Origin of the sequence: Bacillus sp. NMCN1, from assembly GCF_002998085.1 — a bacterium.
GTDB lineage: Bacteria > Bacillota > Bacilli > Bacillales > Bacillaceae > Bacillus.
The window spans coordinates 95,398-111,096 of record NZ_PVQL01000004.1; the positions used below are offsets into that span (position 1 = coordinate 95,398).

The following is a 15,699-nucleotide window of genomic DNA, read 5'->3' on the forward strand; positions in this document are numbered from 1 at the left end:
GCGCTATGCAGAGGAGTTTTTTTCATTTAATGATATCCATTTTGCCCGTTCGCACTGCCGCTTGTTTTGTGCTTAGGCTGATGGCCTTTGTTTTGTTTCGTATTGCTTCCGCCTTTTTTCGATTGTTTAGACATAAGTGATTTCCCCCATCCATTCAGATTGAACTTGTTCGTTCTTCTTTAGGATGCCCGGATTTCTTTATAGCTTGCCTGGTACGATTTTACGCTTATGTAAAAGCGCATTGAGCTCGCCGCCAAGGATAATCATGATGCCGGTTAGATAAAACCAGATCATTAAAATAATGATTCCCCCAATGCTTCCGTACATCGCACTGTAGTTGGCAAACTCGCCTACGTAAAATGAAAACAGCATGCTGACCAAAATCCATCCAATCGATGCAAAAATAGCGCCCGGCAGAACAAATTTCAATTTCAGCCTAATGTTTGGAGCAAAATAGTACAAGGATGTAAAAACAATCAATAAAATCAGCGGGCTAATGATCCATCTCATCGCAGTCCATACGGTGAGAAAGGCATCTGACTGCCCGATTAATTTAGCCACAAATAAACCAAGTTCTTTTCCAAAGACAGGCAGCATCAAGGCAAAAATAATGGTCAAAACCATCGCTATCGTTAAGATGATCGATGTTAAACGTACGAGAATGAAGGAACGATTCTCCTCAACTTCGTAAGCATGGTTAAATGCTCTGACGACGGCATTAATGCCGTTAGATGCTGACCAAAGGGCGGCAATAATCCCGAACGACAATAACCCGCCGTTACGATTATTCAGCGTCTGTTCGGCAATGGATTCAATCATCGAAAGCGCTCCTTCTGGCGCATAACCAGAAATGACGCTCAGGACATCCTTTGACGTCAGCGGCAAATACCCAACCAGCGTCAGCACGAAGATGAGAAACGGAAATAATGAAAGCAAAAAGAAATACGCAAGCTCAGCAGATTTTGCCGGTCCTTCATGCAGCAAAAAGCGTTCAATTAACGCTTTAATAAAACCCATACGCCTCATCTCCAATGATCAATCTTTCTGTTTCGATTGAAAGTGATCCTTTGTTTCTTCAATAATTTCTAATACCCTTGGGGTTGTTTCCTTTAACTGATTGACCTGTTCATTTAAAAATGACAAATCATCTGAGACTGTTCGCATCAGCTGCTTCGTTTCTTCCATCTTTTCTTTCATGCAAGCCGATATCCTGCCTGGCTCCTGGCGGTACTCATCCAGCTTTTGCTGGCAGTCATTCCATTTGTTTCTCAGTGCAATTCTCGTTGGCCGATGAAATAAAGTCAGCAATGCACCGCAAGCTGCTCCTATGGCAGCTCCTCGGAGCACGATTTGATTTTTTTCTTCCATCTCGTCTAATCTCCTTTCAGTTAAAGGTGGTTCTCTTTCTTTACATACGTCAAAAAACGGTCAATTCCTGTTTCAATTAATTCATGGACTTCCTCAAAGTTCCCAGTGTAATAAGGATCTGGCACATCATCTCGATCGTCGTCTTCTACAAAATCAAGAAGACGGCCAATAAAGTGATGTTTCCCATAGCCGGCTATACTGCGAAGTGCCCCTACATTTTCAGCATCCATCGCCATGATATAGTCGTATGTTGTGATGTCCTCATCCATGATTTGTCTTGCGGACATTCCTTCATAGCTGATGCCTTTTTCATCAAGCAGTTTTCGCGTTCCTTCATGCGGAGGACTGCCTTGATGCCAGCCGCCAATACCTGCTGAATCAATCACAAAGTGCTCGCTAAGCCCCTCATCTTCTACTTTTTTTCTAAACATGGCCTCTGCCATCGGTGACCTGCAAATATTGCCAAGGCACACGAATAACACACGAATCATCCTTCATTCTCCTCCTATCTTTTCCCTAAGAGTTCTTTTTGAAAACCTTGACTTTATCATATCAAGTCCCTTTTCTTTTGGAAACTTTGCAAGAAAAGCTCTCATCGCCATTGACAAAATACACAAAAACAGGAGAAACTTTAGGAGAATTACACAAACAAAGGGGGATATTAGATGGGAATAATTGAGCAGTTTGTCACGACGATGAACAATTTTTTGTGGGGACCTCCCCTGTTGATTTTAATTGTTGGTACTGGAATATACCTCACCTTTCGCGTTCTCTTCATTCAAATTAGATTACTTCCGTATTCTTTAAAGCTCGCTTTTTCAAAACAAGATAAAATGTCAGAAGGAGATATTTCTCATTTCCAAGCGTTAATGACAGCTCTTGCCGCAACTGTCGGTACAGGGAATATCGTAGGTGTGGCCTCGGCTGTTATAGCGGGTGGTCCCGGAGCAGTATTCTGGATGTGGTTTGCTGCATTTTTCGGGATGGCCACCAAGTTTGCAGAAGCTGTTCTTGCTGTGAAATACAGGGTCAAAAACGAAAAAGGCGAAATGTCTGGTGGACCTATGTATTATTTAGAACATGGCTTAAAGCAGAAATGGCTAGGGGTGCTATTTGCTGTTTTCGGTGCCAGTGCTGCCTTTGGGATCGGCAACCTGGTACAGTCTAATTCCATTTCGGGCGTCATGAATTCTACCTTTCAAATTCCAACATGGGTAACAGGTATCATTATTACGGCTTTTACGGCACTTGTGATTTTAGGCGGAATTAAAAGTATCGGCCGGGTCACATCTATTTTTGTACCGGTCATGGCTTTATTTTACGTCATTTGCGGACTGATCATTCTTATTATGAATGCTGATCTTGTTCCAGGCGCAGTTAGTCTTATTTTCTCAGATGCCTTTACAGGTCAAGCTGTGGCCGGTGGTGCAATAGGGACTGTCATTCGCTGGGGTGTGGCACGAGGAGTATTTTCCAATGAAGCAGGCCTTGGGTCAGCACCAATTGCGGCGGCGGCTGCGAAAACGGATATGCCTGCCCGTCAAGCCCTCGTCTCTATGACGCAAGTGTTTATTGATACAATCATTGTTTGTTCTATCACTGGCATTACCATTGTCATGGCAGATATGTATTTAACAGTGAAAAGTGATGCGTTAACCTCGTTATCCTTTGCTCATTTCCTCGGTCCAGTTGGCTCAACCATTGTGGCAATCGGGCTGCTCTTGTTTGCCTATTCCACCATCATTGGCTGGTCCTATTATGGCGAAAAATGCTTTACATATTTGGCGAAGGATTCGTACGTCATGTATTATCGCATCGTGTTTGTCATAGCTGTCTTTTTTGGTGCCGTGTTTAAGAATGACTTCGTATGGGGCGTAGCAGATATGCTCAATGGACTGATGGCCATTCCAAACTTAATTGGTCTCATCGGTTTATCGGGCGTTGTCGTATTTGAATCAAAACGAATCATTGATAAAATCAAACAGGAGAAAAAGGAGAAAAACATCTCTGTGTCGTCTTAATAGCCCTTTTATTCTTTTGCATTTCTGTTAAAATAGACATATTATTCGACACATATGCAGGAAAGGACGTGCCGCCCTTGTCAGAGCAAAAAGCGGCTGAAGTCAATCAGCTGATTGAAGACATTTCGCAAAAGTTAAATATGCTGAATATTGGAGTCATCAAAGCCGAGGACTTCAGTCCAGACAAGTACGAAGATATCGAATTTCTTCACCAAATGGTGATGAAAAAATCTTCATTCAGCCCAAGTGAAATGCAAGCCATCGCAAGCGAGCTAAAAAACTTAAGAAAATAGTGGTGCAAAAAGAAGCTGCTTTACGGTCTACACGCAGCTTCCTTACATCATGCGCAGAAAAAGCCAGCACCCCGCAAAGGTGCTGGCTTTTTTATATCCTTTTACAACTGCGGTTTATTTCTCAAGCAGTTTTAATGATTCACGGTTAAATGCTGGAATGTCATCAGGTGTACGGCTTGTCACAAGCTGATCCTGACAAACGACAACTTCTTCGTCTTTAAATTTAGCGCCTGCGTTTTCCATATCGACTTGAATGGATGTATAGCCAGTTGCGCCTCTTCCTTCCAGCGTCTTCGCTGTAATAAGCAATTGCGGTCCGTGACAGATCGCAAATACTGGTTTTTTCTCATCCATAAATGCTTTAGTGAATTGGACGTAACGATCATCTGCACGCAGAATATCTGGTGAGAAACCGCCAGGAATGAGAAGTGCATCGAAGTCTTCAGGCTTCACGTGATCAATGGACGCATCCACTTTCACTTCTGCCTCTCCTTGCTTCCCTTTCACTGTTTTTCCTTTTTCATTTTCAATGACTGTGATTTCATGGCCTGCGTCTTTAAAGGCTTTTGCAGGCTCGGTGAATTCAACATCCTCAAAGTAATCTGTTACTACAACTGCAATTTTCTTACCCATGTAGAAACCCTCCTGCTTGATTATCGTTTACACTACACACTATACCCGGGCATGTTGAAATGAAACATCCTATCCCTATCAGAAAACCCCTTATGACAAAGATAAGTAATTCGACCCATTCGCATCCCCTCAACAAGGTAATTCGTATGATTTATGTTATCTTTACAATAATCTGCAAAAAATAACTACAAAAGTTAACGAAACATTTCTACAATAGGTATTGTGGTCAAAAAAATTAGAAAGGCGGAGATCAGGTGAAGAAGCAAGCACATAGGTCTAAACGAAGGAAAAACCTGTCTATTCTGCTCACTTCCATTATGATGATTAGTCTCATTCTCCCAGCAGTACCTACTTATGCAGAAACAGAAAACGGCAATGCCGTAAAGGTCAGCATTTTAGCCACAACCGATGTTCATGCGAACATGATGAACTATGATTATTACAGCGACAAAGAAACAAATGAATTTGGTTTGGCAAAAACAGCCGAGCTGATTGACAAGCACCGTTCACAAAACCCAAATACACTCCTTGTTGATAACGGAGACCTGATCCAAGGAACCCCTCTTGGAGAATACGTTTACAAACATGAGAAAGACAGCATCATCAATCAAACAAAGGTTCACCCCATTATTCATACACTCAACAAACTAAAATACGATGCAGGAACACTTGGCAATCATGAATTTAACTACGGGTTATCCTTTCTTGACGGTACCATTGCGGGCGCCAACTTCCCGATTGTCAATGCAAACGTCAAAAAGCTAAATGGAGAACACCGTTTTACACCTTATGTGATCCAAGATAAAACCTTTAAAGATGCAAACGGAGCCTCACAAAATGTGAAAGTTGGTTACATAGGATTCGTTCCACCACAAATTATGACGTGGGATAAGAAGCATTTAGATGGACAAGTGCAAGTGCAGGACATCGTCGAATCTGCCAATGAAACCATTCCTGAAATGAAGGCGAAGGGCGCAGATGTCATTGTCGCTCTTGCTCATACAGGAATTGAAAAAACCGCTTCACCTAAAGGATCAGAAAATATGATCTTTGACCTTGCGACGAAAACAAAAGGTATCGATGCCATTGTATCCGGCCACCAGCATGGCACATTCCCAAGCGCTGAATATAACGGCGTCGACAAATTCGATGTCTCAAAAGGAACCATCAACGGCATCCCAGTCGTCATGTCAAAAAACTGGGGCAGCTACCTTGGTGTCATTGATTTAACACTAGAGCCTGACGGCAGCAGCTGGAAGGTCACAGACGGAACAGGCAAGATCGAATCTGTTGCCGGAGTATCATCTCAGAACAGCACAGTAAAAGATGCCATTCAAACAACGCATCAAAACACACTTGATTACGTGAGAAAGCCTGTTGGCAAAACAGAAGCAGACATTAATAGCTTTTTCGCTCAAGTGATGGATGACCCTTCGATTCAAATTGTGACAGATGCCCAAAAATGGTATGCACAAAAAAAAATGAAAGACACAGCGTATAAAAATTTACCGATTTTATCTGCAGGTGCCCCGTTTAAAGCCGGCGGCCGAAACGGAGTAAATTATTATACAAATATCGCAAAAGGAGATTTAGCGATTAAGAACATCGGCGATCTCTACCTTTACGATAACACTGTGCAGATTGTGAAACTGAGAGGTAGTGAAGTGAAAGACTGGTTAGAGATGTCTGCCGGTCAGTTTAATCAGATCAAACCAAACGATTCAAAAGAACAGCCGATTTTAAACGAGGAATACCGCTCGTATAACTTTGATGTAATTGATGGTGTCACATACCAAGTTGATGTGACGCAGCCTGCTAAATACAGCACAACAGGCACACTTGTCAACGCCAATGCAAACCGCATCAAAAACCTGTCTTACAACGGGAAACCAGTCTCTGACAATCAAGAATTTTTAGTCGTGACAAATAACTATCGTGCTTCTGGCGGCGGAGGCTTCCCTCATCTGACGCAAGATAAAGTGGTGCTTGCCTCAGCAGATGAGAACCGTCAAGTGCTGATGGATTATATTATCGAACAAAAAACCATCAACCCAAGTGCGGATCAAAACTGGTCCATTGCACCGATCAAAGGCGCAACAGTAACTTTTGAATCTTCTCTTTTAGCAAAACCATTTGCTGAGAAATCAAGCAACGTAGACTTTGTTCGTAACGCAAGCACAGACGGTCTTGGTGTGTACAAGCTAGCCTTTAAAGAGGATGGCACAACAGAACCGCCTGCATCAGACAACTGGAATTTAACGGTGATGCATACGAACGATACACATGCACACCTTGATGATGCGGCAAGACGCGCAACAAAGATCAAGGAAGTCCGTGCTGAAAGCGAGAACAATATTTTATTAGACGCTGGAGATGTCTTCTCGGGTGACCTGTACTTCACAAAATGGCAAGGACTTGCCGATCTGAAATTGATGAACTTAATGAAATACGATGCCATGACGTTTGGTAATCATGAATTTGACAAAGGCCCTTCTGTACTCCGTCAATTCCTGACAGGTGATGCATCAGATGTCGATCCGAAAAACCGTCATCAATTTGAAAAGCCTCAATTCCCGATTGTGTCATCAAACGTGGATGTTTCGAAGGAAAAACAATTGATCGACTTAGTGAAAAAACCAGCCTCATTTAAAGCTGGTGAGAAAAAAGAAGCCGGGATTTACCCTTACATCCTGCTTGATGTTAATGGTGAAAAGGTTGCCGTATTCGGCTTAACGACTGAAGACACAGCGATTACATCCAGCAGCGGCCCTAACATTCAATTTAAAGATGCGTACAAGAAAGCAAAAGAAACAGTCAACACCATTCAAACAGAAGGAAAAATCAATAAAATCATTGCGTTAACACACATTGGCTACAACCGTGATCTTGAGCTCGCTCAAAAAGTAGACGGGATTGATTTAATCATTGGCGGTCACACGCACACCCTTGTTGAAAAATTAAAGGTCATCAATAAAAAAGAACCTACCATTGTCGCTCAGGTGAAAGACTATGGACAATTTTTAGGAAAAGTAGACGTGGCCTTTGACAAAAAAGGAGTCGTACAGCCAAAAGAATCTTCTTTTGACCTGATCTCTATTGATGACTCTGTCAAAGAAGATGCAGATGCAAAAGCGATCCTTGATGGGTACAAAGCAGATATTCAAGATTTAAAAACAGAAAAAGTCGGCCATACAGATGTCCTATTAGACGGACAACGCGAGCACGTCCGTGCGAAGGAAACAAATCTTGGGAACTTTATTGCCGACGGCATGCTGCAGAAAGCGCAAGAATCTGCCGGTGCTGACCTTGCCATCACAAACGGCGGCGGTATTCGTGACAGCATCGAAAAAGGAGATATCACGTTAGGTGATATTTTAACAGTGATGCCTTTCGGAAATACACTTTATGTCGCAGATTTAAAAGGCAGTCAAATTAAAAAAGCACTTGAACAGGGGCTGTCAGGCATTGAGGAAGGCGGAGGTGCATTCCCTCATGTAGCTGGCATTGAATATACGTTTACACTCAGTAAACCAGCTGGAAGCAGACTGATTGATGTGAAACTGAAAGACCAAAAAGGTCAACTGACAGACATTGATGATGAGAAAACATACCGCGTAGCCACAAACGCATTTGTCGGCACAGGCGGCGACGGCTACAGCGTCTTTACAGAAGCCTCTCACGGCGAAGACTTAGGCTATGTCGACTATGAAATCTTCAAAGAGCAAATTGAAAAGGCAGACGGTCAAATTTCGCCTGTTATCGATCATCGAGTGAAAGAAGTGTTCCTTCCTCGTGCGAAAGGAAAAGGCGCTTATGACATTCAAGATGATAAGAAGTTCCAAACGTATGTGCAGCATACAAACAAAGCATTGCTCTATCTAGACAAAGCAAGCAAAGCGAAAAACGTTCAATTGTCTCTATCAAAAGCGCAAGTAGCCGAGCTGAAGAAAAGAGAGCAAGATCCAATCGTCACCATCTATCATGACAAAGTGGGACTCGCATTGCCGCTCTCCAATTTGTCAGAGAAAAGTGCAGAGATATGGATGACAAAGACGGATAAGGTGAAAAACGCATTAACAGATACGTATGATTTCCAAATCAAACAAGACAAGAAAAAGGTTACTACCTTTAAAGACCCTGTCACACTATCCTTTACATTAGACGAGCCTCAAAAGGCGAAAAAACCTAGTGTATATTATGTGGATCGCAAGAAAAATCGTTACGCCAAAACAAGTAACGGATCGTTCGACAATGGAGTCGTATCAGGTCAAACTGAGCACTTCAGCGAATACACCGTCCTCAACCAAAGTGGGGCAGCTGGAACAACGCCAGATCAAACTGGTGGAGACGGCGGAACAACAGCACCAGGCGGAGGTACAGGTACAGATCCAAACCAAGATGGAACCGGCCTTCCAGGCGGCACACTGCCGAATACAGCCACGATGATGTATACAGCTGTACTGATTGGCGTGCTCATGCTCGCAGCAGGCGGTATCCTTTATTACTACCAGCGCAAGCGTACAAGAAAAAATGTATCATCCTAAAGGAAATGGACAGAGCCTATGCTCTGTCCACTTTTCATGGAATAAGTCATCAATCTTGAGATAAATAGATCCAATTGCGGTCGTCAAATTCTTTCACATCATCTGACCCTATATGACGAAGCATTCTATTAAAGAACATGATGTCATTTTCATCATCGACATCATATAAATCCTCTAAAACATAATCCCTCGTAATAAAATTCGTCAAGTTCGTATTGTTTACAAAATCAGCAAAATAATTTTTTACAAGAGTTAAATCCTCTTTGCTTAATTTTTCATCATTGATAATCGAAATATGAAACACATTCAAAATCGCTTGTATATCTTCTTCATCCATATAACATAATGGGTCTAGCTTTCTGTCTTCTTCCGTAAACGGTTTTCGCGTATCTTCAATGATGACGTAACATAAAATCTGATGATCTTTCATCACGCTGAAAATTTCTAAATCTCTTAATTTTAGTGGTCTATTTAATCTAATCATCTTTCCTCCTGAAAATGGTGCACTATTCGTCATCTATCCCTCGGCTTCTCCCAAAACCTGAAAAGGACAGAGCCTATGCTCTGTCCACTTTTTCTCTTCTTGCAAAATCGACGAATCTGAAGCGGTCTAATCGGTGACGGCTTTCTGTGTATTGAAATAAACTTGTATCCTCTAAAAACACGTAATTCTTCACGACGACGACATGATCAAATCCGTTCAAATCAAGATACTTGGCATCCTCTTCTGTACATGGCTCGACCACAAATTCCTTTTGGGCATAGCTGATTGATACACCGAGCTCTCCTTCAATATACTCGTAGATTGATCCTTCACATATGTCCTTCGACAAGACTGACACATGCTTTTGCAAAAAGTAATCCTTGTCTAAAATTACTTCTTCCCCGCTAATATTGCGAGATCGAATGACTTCCCAGACATCCTCCTGCCCACTTATTTTCAGCTGAGACTGAATATACTGATCCGGCTTGATTAAACCAAATTCGTGAACCGTCGTAACGGTCTTGCGGCCAAGCGTTTGGGAAAGTTCTTTAAAGCTGACGAGACCCGAGACTGGAAATTGCATTTTCTCACGATTCAGCAAGACAGAGCCTTTCCCGCGGATTTTTTGGATATAGCCATTTTGCACAAGGATATTTAATGCCTTTCTCACCGTCTCACGGGACGTGTCGTACATCAAGGACAGCTCATGCTCTGATGGCAGAATGCCTTTATCCTGCCATTCACCTTGTTCAATTCGTCTTGCGAGCTGATCATAAATCACTCGAAACTTATTCTCTTTCATTTTCCCTCCGCCCCATTTTCTAGCGTTTGGTTAAATGATAAACGATTGACTCATATGGACGCAACGTAAATCCCTTCATATCCGCCGGTACATCCTCATAATTGGATAACAGCACTTGCCCCGCCATCTCATCTACAGCCTGCACAAGCTCATTAGGAAGCGTAAAGTCCGCCTCCCCTGCATAAAAATGATTGATCACAAGGAGCTTCTCCTCATGGCTTTCTCTGACATAAGCAAAAACCTTCGGATCATCTGCTAAGAGTAACGTGAAGCTTCCATATGTGATCACGTCAAGTTCTTTACGCAGCCTGCAAAGGGCTTGATAATGATAGAAAATAGACGACTGGTCCTTTAATGAAGCTTCCACTGAAATGCCGTTATTGGCTGACTCAATCCAAGGTGTCCCTTTTGAGAAACCTGCATTCTTTTCTGAGGTCCACTGCATCGGTGTTCTCGCATTATCTCTTGACTTTACCTGTAAAATGGCGAGGGCTTCTTCCTTTGATTTCCCTTTTTCAAGCATGGCTTCATACATATTGAGAGATTCGATATCACGGTAAGACGATATGTCCTCAAACTGAGGATTCTTCATACCAATTTCTTCACCTTGGTAAATATACGGAGTCCCTTGCATGAGATGAATGGTGGTCGCCAACATCTTCGCTGATTGCTTATGATACGTTTCATCATCACCGTATCTTGAGACGATACGCGGCTGATCATGATTGCACCAGAAGAGCGCATTCCAGCCGCCGCCCTCATGCATTTTCGTCTGCCATTCAGACAGAATCGACTTCAATTCCTGGAAATCAAATGGTGCGAGGGCCCATTTTTCTCCATTTGGATAATCGACCTTTAAATGATGGAAGTTAAACGTCATATCCAGCTCCTGCCGATCCGTTCTTGTATACCGAATACAGTCTGCGATATTCGTTGAAGACATTTCCCCGACTGTCATGCTGTCATATTTCGAAAAAACCTCTTGGTTCATTTCGTGCAGAAACTCATGAATTCTTGGGCCATCCGTATAATACATCCGGCCGTCTCCTTGCACAGACTGTCCGGCGTCATCTAAGAAGCGTTGATCCTTCGAGATATTGTTGATGACATCCAGCCTGAATCCATCAATTCCCTTTTCAAACCAAAAGTGCATGATGTCATATACTTGCCTGCGCACCTCATCCTTCTCCCAATTGAGATCCGCCTGGGTGACATCGTATAAATGAAGATAATACTCTCCTGTTGCTTCATCTAGCTCCCAGGCTGGACCGCCAAATTTTGACTGCCAATCATTCGGCGGGGAGCCATCCGCTTTTGGCTCCTTCCAAATATAATAGTTTCGATAAGGGTGATCCTTTGACTCGCGCGAGGCTTGAAACCACTCATGGAAAATGGATGTATGATTGACGGCTAAATCCATGATGACTCGTATGCCTCGATCATGGGCTTCCTTCAGCATGTGTTCAAAATCCGCCATTGTACCGTACATATCATGGATTTTTGTATAATCACTAATATCATAGCCGTTGTCATGCTGCGGAGACTCATACATTGGCGTGAGCCAAATACAATCCGCCCCCAGCTGTTTGATATAATCAAGCTTTTTTGTCACACCATTGATATCGCCTGTACCTGAACCCTTTGTATCTAAAAAGCTCTTCGGATAGATTTGATAGACCACCGCTTTTTTCCACCACGGTTCGTTTGTTTGTTGTTTCAATTTCCTTCACCACCACTAGTTAAGTTCTTGTGAAACATCTTTCTTTTTTTTTAGTTTTGCATACAAAAGGGTTCCGATGAATGGGACGATGAGTACAATAACCATCCCTATCGCAAATGCGCCCCAATATTTCGGGATAATGGAGAAGATTCCTGGAATGCCTCCAACACCAACTGAGCTTGCCAGCACCCCTTGAGAGGCGATAAACATACCAGCTAACCCAGAGCTAATGAGTGCAAAAATAAATGGGAATCGATAGCGCAGATTAACGCCGAACATCGCTGGTTCGGTAATTCCTAAGTAAGCGGAAATACTTGATGTCAGTGAGAGCCCCTTTTGCTTTTCATCTTTTAAGACAAACATCATCGCAAGTGCGGCTGATCCTTGTGCGATATTAGACAGTGCGAGCATCGGCCATAGAAACGTGCCGTGCAGTTTGGAATTAATCAATTGAATATCAACAGCGAGGAACGTATGGTGCATTCCTGTAATGACTAACGCAGCATACAAACCGCCGTATAATAGACCGCCAAGTGCTGCGAACTGCTGGAATACAGCCACAAGACCAGATGTTAAAACGTTTCCGATCGCAAATGTAATAGGTCCAATGACGATAAAGGATAAAAAGCCAATGACTAATAACGTAATCGGTGCAACCACTAACAGCTGAATGCTTTCAGGTGTCCGTTTTGTGATAAACAATTCGAGCTTCGCTAGTAAATACGAGGCGACGAGTATTGGAAGAACCTGACCTTGATAGCCTACCTTTTGCACTTCAAGTCCAAACAAATTCCAGACAGGAATCTCACCGGACTTTTCAGCCGCTCCATAACCCCACGCATTTAATAAGTCTGGGTGTACGAGCATCAGCCCAAGGACCATCCCTAAGAGCGGATTTCCCCCAAACCGCTTCACTGCTGACCAGCCGATTAATGCGGGCAGGAATGTGAAGGCAGTGCCTGCAATCAAGTTGATCATATTCGCTAAATCAGCCCATGTCGGATACACATCCACAATCGATTTTTGATCAAAGAAAATATCTGGAGCTGTTAAAATATTATTAATCCCCATTAATAAACCGGCTGTGACGATGGCAGGAAGAATCGGAATAAAGATATCCGCAAGCGTTTTCACAGCACGCTGCAATGGATTTAATTTTTGATCAGAGGCACGCTTAACATCCTCTTTTGTGGCTTCCCCAATGCCTGTCTGTTTCACCATTTCGGCATATACCCGATTGACGACCCCTTGGCCGATCACAACTTGGTATTGACCGTTCGCTGAGAATGATCCCTTCACTTCTTCTATTTGTTCAAGTGCTTTCTCATCAACCTTTCCTTCATCCTTCAGCACAAAGCGCAGCCTTGTCACACAATGTGTCGCTTGATCAATATTTTCTTTGCCGCCGATGGCTTTCACAATCTGATCTGCTGCTGCCTGATAATCAGCCATGCTATCCCCTCCGAGATCGTTTTTTATAAGAAAAAAGAACCAAAAAACTTGTATATACATGTTTGTTTCTTATTTTATATTTGTATATACATGTAGTCAACAATAAAATGTAGCGCTTTCATAAAAAAAGCTCCCTCAATGTGCTCAGGAGAGGCAGCGTGTCATCATCTTTTTTTATGCTCCGTTAATTTTTCGTAGACCCTGTTTTTATAAAAGGAGGAGGCTGGACGGGCAAAAGTTTGGCGCTTAGATGTGAGTTCATCCAGGCGTTTTTGTTTTTCTTCACATATGAGAGAAAGCTTTTTTCTTTCCTCTCCGTCTATACTGGTGTGAAGTAGCTCTTTAACGGTCATGAGTTCTTTTTTCAGTGCTGTTTCTTCCCCAGCAAAGCCAGCATTTTTCATCATTCGGTAGCCCATTCTTAGTTCTTCAGGTACATGAGCAGCGTCATCTTTAGGCAGAGGTTTGCCAAAGCCAGATAATCCTTCAAAAGCCCCGTTATCCATCGCTTTTTTGATCCGTTCTTCTGATAATCTCTGCGCAAAATCCATGGCGTTTCTCCTTTCGTCCGCAACGATTTGTTTAAGCATAGCAAAAAAGCTGACTCTCTCACAAGAGTCAGCTTTCTCGTTACTTATTGTCGATTTTAAAGGTAGATACCATCTGTGCTAAGTCCTCTGACATATCAGAGAGCTGTTCAATCGCACTTGAAATTTGCTGCATACCAGCACTTTGCTGTTCTGTTGCTGCCGCTACTTCTTGAGAGCTGGCTGCGTGTTCTTCCGATACAACCGAAATTTGTTCAATCGATGTAGAAATCGTTTGATATGCTCGTTCTACTTGCTTAATAGAAGCAAGCAAATTGTTCGTTCTTCTTGCAAACTGAGACACGCCGTCGTAAATCACAGCGAAGTTTTGTGACGTGCCTTCCATTTGCTCACGTCCTTCTTCCACTGCTTTACTGCTTTCCTCTACGCTTTCAAGAACACGCTGACTATTTTCCTGTGTGCCGATGACGAGGTCTGAAACGGTTTTAGCCGCATCTGCTGATTGCTCAGCTAACTTACGCACCTCATCTGCCACAACAGCAAATCCTTTTCCTTCTTCTCCAACACGTGCCGCTTCAATTGAAGCATTCAGTGCAAGCAGATTCGTTTGCGCTGAAATGTCCGTAATAATCGAGATGACACTTTCAATCTCCGTTGAATGGGATTGTAATTCTTCTGCTGCCTGCTTTGAGTTGGTCATCTTGTCATGTAACATATTCAGATGATCAAGCACATGGTTCACTAGTTTTTGACCAGATTCTGACTGCTCTTGTACGTCAGATGAAACTGATTTCATTTCATCGACTTCTTTTGTGACGCCTTCGATTTGAGTATCGATCTCTGCAACGGATGTCGTACAATCCGTAATATTTGCGACAGAATCATTGATTCCTTCACTCATATTCGTCATAGCTTCTGATACTTGCTGCGCACTTTGACTCGATTCGTTCGTTACGGTGCGAAGCTGTGAAGACATTTTCGACACTTCACTAGATGAATTTGAGATCTTCGCAATGAGCTCTTTGATCCGCCCCTGCATCTTTTGGAAGGATGCGGCAAGCTGACCGATCTCATCTTTACTTTTAACCTCTACCATTCCAGTTAAATCACCGTCAGCAATTCTGTTCGCTGATTCCATTAACGAACGTGCTGGTTTCGCAATTCGTCTTCCCATGAAGAATGAGAAGAGTAATCCGCCGATGAGCACAATAGCAGATGCAACTGTGATATAAATCGTCAGCTTTTTCGTTGTTTCAGGCACAACAGATGCATCTAAGTCAATTCCTAAAATTCCCGTCAGTTCACCGCCTGAATCTTTGATTGGTAAAAAGACTGATTTATGTGTGCCAAATGAGTCTTTGTAAATATCACTTTTGACCATTTTATCTTCAGAGAGCGCTTGTTTCATCTCATCTGAAAAGGCATAATCTTGATCAAAATCATTTTCTTCCCCAGTTAATATAATAATTCTTTCTTTGCCGCCTTTATTAGATAGCACGTATAAGTTCTCAAGCGTATGATCTTCTTGAAGCTCCGTGAATTTCTTTTTGACCTCCACATAAAGGGGATCATCCTTCCCGCTAATGCCAAGAACGTTTCCATCCATCTGATCGATTTCTTTCTTTGTAGTATCAATATCTGTTGTTAATCGATAATCAAATTGCTTTAATAACTGGGATGATAAATCCTGGCTGACTAGATAAAATGTTAGAACGAATAATGCAACGGTTGCGAGTAATGTTACGACAACGACTGACATGATTTTAGAGGATATCGTGTATCCTCCAAATTTCCTTTGTTTCGCCATTTTTTCCTACATCTCCACTCTCAGATT

General features: G+C 42.6%; 13 protein-coding genes. 3 read left to right on the forward strand and 10 right to left on the reverse strand.

Translation table 11 applies throughout. From position 1 onward, the window contains the following. Nucleotides 1–198 precede the first annotated feature (198 nt). From C6W21_RS17065 to C6W21_RS17075, 3 genes are read right to left on the reverse strand one after another with little or no spacing between them, the layout of a single operon-like run. Nucleotides 199–1,017 (reverse strand): YihY/virulence factor BrkB family protein, encoded by an 819-nt coding sequence (locus C6W21_RS17065; protein ID WP_106051700.1) that lies wholly within the window; start codon nucleotides 1,015–1,017, stop codon nucleotides 199–201. Nucleotides 1,018–1,035: 18 nt separating this feature from the next. Next, complete coding sequence (locus tag C6W21_RS17070; protein ID WP_106051703.1) at nucleotides 1,036–1,368, reverse strand: hypothetical protein; 333 nt, start codon at nucleotides 1,366–1,368, stop codon at nucleotides 1,036–1,038. Nucleotides 1,369–1,388: 20 nt separating this feature from the next. Beyond that, a complete protein-coding gene (locus tag C6W21_RS17075; protein ID WP_106051706.1) occupies nucleotides 1,389–1,859 on the reverse strand; it encodes a low molecular weight protein-tyrosine-phosphatase in 471 nt (156 codons plus the stop codon). Nucleotides 1,860–2,033: 174 nt separating this feature from the next. Here C6W21_RS17075 and C6W21_RS17085 point away from each other — a divergent pair, with 174 nt between their 5' ends. Then, nucleotides 2,034–3,389, forward strand: coding sequence for an alanine/glycine:cation symporter family protein (locus C6W21_RS17085; RefSeq protein WP_106051714.1), 1,356 nt, complete (start codon nucleotides 2,034–2,036; stop codon nucleotides 3,387–3,389). A 77-nt stretch (nucleotides 3,390–3,466) separates the two neighbouring features. Next, entirely contained in the window at nucleotides 3,467–3,682 is a 216-nt protein-coding gene (locus C6W21_RS17090; RefSeq protein WP_003214000.1) for a DUF1128 domain-containing protein, read from the forward strand. Between the two features lie 114 nt (nucleotides 3,683–3,796). On the opposite strand, the gene C6W21_RS17095 is transcribed toward C6W21_RS17090, so the two are convergent. Then, nucleotides 3,797–4,315, reverse strand: a complete 519-nt coding sequence (locus C6W21_RS17095; RefSeq protein WP_106056776.1) for a type 1 glutamine amidotransferase domain-containing protein — start codon at nucleotides 4,313–4,315, stop codon at nucleotides 3,797–3,799. A gap of 254 nt (nucleotides 4,316–4,569) precedes the next feature. Here C6W21_RS17095 and C6W21_RS17100 point away from each other — a divergent pair, with 254 nt between their 5' ends. Further along, nucleotides 4,570–8,859: a multifunctional 2',3'-cyclic-nucleotide 2'-phosphodiesterase/3'-nucleotidase/5'-nucleotidase gene (locus tag C6W21_RS17100; RefSeq protein WP_106056778.1), complete on the forward strand. Its 4,290-nt coding sequence runs from the start codon at nucleotides 4,570–4,572 to the stop codon at nucleotides 8,857–8,859. A 49-nt stretch (nucleotides 8,860–8,908) separates the two neighbouring features. Here C6W21_RS17100 and C6W21_RS17105 read toward each other — a convergent pair whose 3' ends face one another. The 6 genes from C6W21_RS17105 to C6W21_RS17130 form a co-directional block, all read right to left on the reverse strand. Beyond that, nucleotides 8,909–9,343, reverse strand: a complete 435-nt coding sequence (locus C6W21_RS17105) for a terpene synthase (protein WP_106051729.1) — start codon at nucleotides 9,341–9,343, stop codon at nucleotides 8,909–8,911. Between the two features lie 73 nt (nucleotides 9,344–9,416). Beyond that, entirely contained in the window at nucleotides 9,417–10,145 is a 729-nt protein-coding gene (treR, locus tag C6W21_RS17110; protein ID WP_106051733.1) for a trehalose operon repressor, read from the reverse strand. A 19-nt stretch (nucleotides 10,146–10,164) separates the two neighbouring features. Then, nucleotides 10,165–11,865 (reverse strand): alpha,alpha-phosphotrehalase, encoded by a 1,701-nt coding sequence (treC, locus tag C6W21_RS17115; protein WP_106051736.1) that lies wholly within the window; start codon nucleotides 11,863–11,865, stop codon nucleotides 10,165–10,167. A 15-nt stretch (nucleotides 11,866–11,880) separates the two neighbouring features. After that, on the reverse strand, nucleotides 11,881–13,317 hold the full coding sequence (gene treP / locus C6W21_RS17120; RefSeq protein ID WP_106051740.1) for a PTS system trehalose-specific EIIBC component: 1,437 nt from the start codon (nucleotides 13,315–13,317) through the stop codon (nucleotides 11,881–11,883). 164 nt (nucleotides 13,318–13,481) lie between these two features. Beyond that, a complete protein-coding gene (locus C6W21_RS17125) occupies nucleotides 13,482–13,868 on the reverse strand; it encodes a DnaJ family domain-containing protein (RefSeq protein ID WP_106051743.1) in 387 nt (128 codons plus the stop codon). Between the two features lie 79 nt (nucleotides 13,869–13,947). Further along, nucleotides 13,948–15,672 (reverse strand): methyl-accepting chemotaxis protein, encoded by a 1,725-nt coding sequence (locus C6W21_RS17130; RefSeq protein ID WP_106051747.1) that lies wholly within the window; start codon nucleotides 15,670–15,672, stop codon nucleotides 13,948–13,950. Nucleotides 15,673–15,699 lie beyond the last annotated feature (27 nt).